Source organism: Nostoc sp. CHAB 5715 (assembly GCF_020829685.1).
Taxonomy (GTDB): Bacteria; Cyanobacteriota; Cyanobacteriia; order Cyanobacteriales; family Nostocaceae; genus Nostoc.
Genome location: NZ_JAIVFR010000905.1, coordinates 1 through 3,059 on the forward strand (window position 1 = coordinate 1; position 3,059 = coordinate 3,059).

The 3,059-nt window shown below is 38.0% G+C and carries 4 protein-coding genes; 1 reads left to right on the forward strand and 3 read right to left on the reverse strand.

The genetic code is table 11. The features are described from left to right. The first annotated feature begins 211 nt into the window (after positions 1-211). On the forward strand, positions 212-1,138 hold the full coding sequence (locus LC574_RS33450; protein ID WP_229457884.1) for a hypothetical protein: 927 nt from the start codon (positions 212-214) through the stop codon (positions 1,136-1,138). A 322-nt stretch (positions 1,139-1,460) separates the two neighbouring features. Here the strand turns inward: LC574_RS33450 and LC574_RS33455 are convergent, their stop codons facing one another. The 3 genes from LC574_RS33455 to LC574_RS33465 form a co-directional block, all read right to left on the reverse strand. Then, a complete protein-coding gene (locus LC574_RS33455; RefSeq protein WP_229457885.1) occupies positions 1,461-1,844 on the reverse strand; it encodes a DUF6516 family protein in 384 nt (127 codons plus the stop codon). After that, on the reverse strand, positions 1,834-2,124 hold the full coding sequence (locus LC574_RS33460) for a hypothetical protein (protein ID WP_181374328.1): 291 nt from the start codon (positions 2,122-2,124) through the stop codon (positions 1,834-1,836). The genes LC574_RS33455 and LC574_RS33460 overlap by 11 nt, the downstream gene beginning before the upstream one ends. 180 nt (positions 2,125-2,304) lie before the next feature. Beyond that, the coding region (locus LC574_RS33465; RefSeq protein ID WP_229457886.1) for an AIPR family protein at positions 2,305-3,059 on the reverse strand (755 nt) is incomplete at its 5' end.

Here is a 3,059-nt window from a genome sequence, read left to right on the forward strand (position 1 = left end):
TCTAAATACTATGCTAGCTTTGCTGATTTTAAGTCAGCAATATCTAACTGTATTGACACTGCTAATACTGACAAACAGGAAAAGCTATCTAGCTTGTTGGCTCTTAATTTTCAGACTTTTAAAAAAGCCTGAAATGTTTGCTAGACAACCATTTCAGGCTTACGTTCATTCAATTTCATAATTATTAAATCCGCTTTCATATCTGCGGAATGTGGGTAATAAGACCCAGAGAACCCCGGAGCAATGGAGCGCGATCGCTTTTAAGTCCACTACCGAAAACAACATTCAATGGAATATTGCTCTTGGGTTGATTGTGGCAGCGATCGCAGCTTCAGCTACCTCTGGCATCACTGGAGCGCTCATTGCCGGATGGACATTATATAGTAGTTTTAAAAAAGCCAAAGAAATTCAACGCAATCAAACAGCGATTAGAGAATATGGCTGTATTGCTCATATTTTGGACGGTGATGATTTCCGGGCATATATACAGCAAGTGGGTAAGGATAATATAGAGCGAGAGTTGCACTTTGCCAGCAGTCAAGAGTACGCTTTTTCAAACGCAGCAATCGATTATATTGAGGATACATCACAATCTAGTCAATCATTAAATCAACCATTAGCAACGGTAACTTCTTCTAATTCCCTGCAAGAATCCACATTCCTCTCACAACAATCTAATTCGCATTATACTGAACTCGCAAGTACTAATACTTCATCTTCAATTCACAATCCCACGCACATTATAGATATAGTTCGAGAAATTGCTTCGCCTATTCGGAACTGCATTATTTTTGGAATTGGGGGAAGCGGTAAAGGAATGCTGGTTGCTAATGCCTTGCGTCGAATCAAAGCCGAAAACCCAAACCGTAAAATCTTTTATATTGACCCCAAAAATGAAGCATCTGAGTATGGTTATACAGAAGGAGTTGTTGATGTTGTTCGGCGTAAAAAGTGCAAAAATGAATCTCCTGAAAACATTTGTAACTGGATGGATGAGGTACTTGATGGAACCGATGAAGAAATAGGTTATATCGAATGGGCTAATAACCAATCAGAATCTTTTGTCCCACTTCATCAATTGATACTGTTGATACTGTACCTGCGCTTAAGCCTGAGATATGCGATCGCCTTGGGATAAGTCCGAGTTGTGATTATGAGTTGCAACAACCTGATTGAGCAACCAAGAGGCGCAAAAATCAATTAGCTCAGGCGCTACAGCCCAAGAGCTTTTTGATGAAGGTTTGACCACGTTTTCCCAGAAACAAAGACTTGAGATTCCTCGCTTGTAAGATTCAAGGAAAATAATGCAACAGCAAAACAAGTATTTAGAATAACCAGTATTAGTTAATAGAGATAAAATAGAGCTAAGAAATTAGTCGATGTCAAGCGATCGCTGAAGACGAAAGGGGTATATCTAATGTGTATACCTCCGTTGGCAACGTCTGCCGTAGGCATCGCACTTATACTAATATTTTCTCAATTTCTTTTAGGATCTCAGCTAAAAAAGGAGCATCTGATTTAACGATATTATCCTCACTAGCATCATGTTTATGATGAGGAAAGGTAGTCAAATTTAATTTTCGGTGATGTTCAGTATTGTCATAGCGAAAAATTAGATTATTCTCTGAATTCATATATTGATAACTATACATTTTTCTATCTGGGGATATTTCAACATAGATAAATTCCCTCAGATGCAGCAACGAATTATCTTTAAATTCGAGCTTGGCTCTGAGAAAACCTTCATATATTCCTCTTTTTTCAGTTTCTAAATTAAATATTTTAACTATTTCTGAGGATTCAATTAAAATCCGAATTTGCTGAAAATAATCTTCAATCAACAAAATCAATTTCCTCTATTGACTCTTTTGTTTGTTGTAAATGTGCCAACATTCGAGCTTCTCCAATCCACTCATCAAAGTCAAAATTATGGGATAATTCATCATTATTAAACTGAGTGATAAATTCCTCAGTCGATAATTTATATTTGGTTTCAAATTCCTGAATCCGTTCTTCTGTTCTTTTGATTCCTGCTGTCACACTCTGTAATCTTTCTGACAAAGCACTTTGAATAATGCGTCTGAGGGAATCTGGATCTTTTGACCGGAGTTTGAGTTCAGCCATTATTTTTCCTCTCCTGCTACTGTTGAATCCACAAAATAGTCCTTGAATGAGCAGTTGTCATTGTATATGGAAATGGAAAATCATCTGTGATATCGCACTTTTTCGATTTGACAAATTAGGCTATCACTTAAAAGCCATCGCCCATCCAAAACGAATCTCACGCATAGAAAACTTGTACTATTATTTCTTGCTTGCTTGCAGATGCCCTTTTGTACCTTGTGTCACCTTCGCTTCTTCTTCCTTACCAGAGTTGACCATTTTCATCAAATGCTGATTCAGATAACTTTGTGCCGAGATATACAAACTTTCCCAAATCTCTTGATTACGGCTGATTTTTGTGCCGACTGTATTTCCTGCTGTTTTCTCCGACACCAAGTATTTACGGAAATAGTTAGTCCATAAGTGTAGGAGAAAATCTTCAGCGAATTCGTCAAATGGCAGAATCCATTTATAGTCTTGATCCAAAAATACGCGATAGGACGCAATTATCGGTAGTGCCAGGTCAGTTGGCGCACCAAACCCAAATGAATACTTGCTGTCAGGCAACAACGTAGTTTTACGTATATCAATTGATGCTAAGTCGTTAACACCCTTTCTTCTGGGGTTGCTGATATGGTCTTGAATTATTTCATACAGTCTTTGCTCTATCCACAGAGCTTGAGATAGCAGAGGCAGTAAAGCGGTTAATCTTTCTCTTTCCGTGTCTGTGATGTTAGAGGGAATACTCATACCTGCTGGATGCTTAGTTCGTTTATTGCCGTCGGGATTATATTTATTTCTGTCGAGGCAGTAAAGCAGCTTCAGCAAATGGGTTACATTGCACTGGGCATTTCTGGGAGCGCCGCTTTGGTTTTGGTAATAGGCTATTCTAAATTTTCTATCTTCTTTGTGTTCTAAGTCAGCTAAATACTGTATGAAATAATTCAAGACCATAT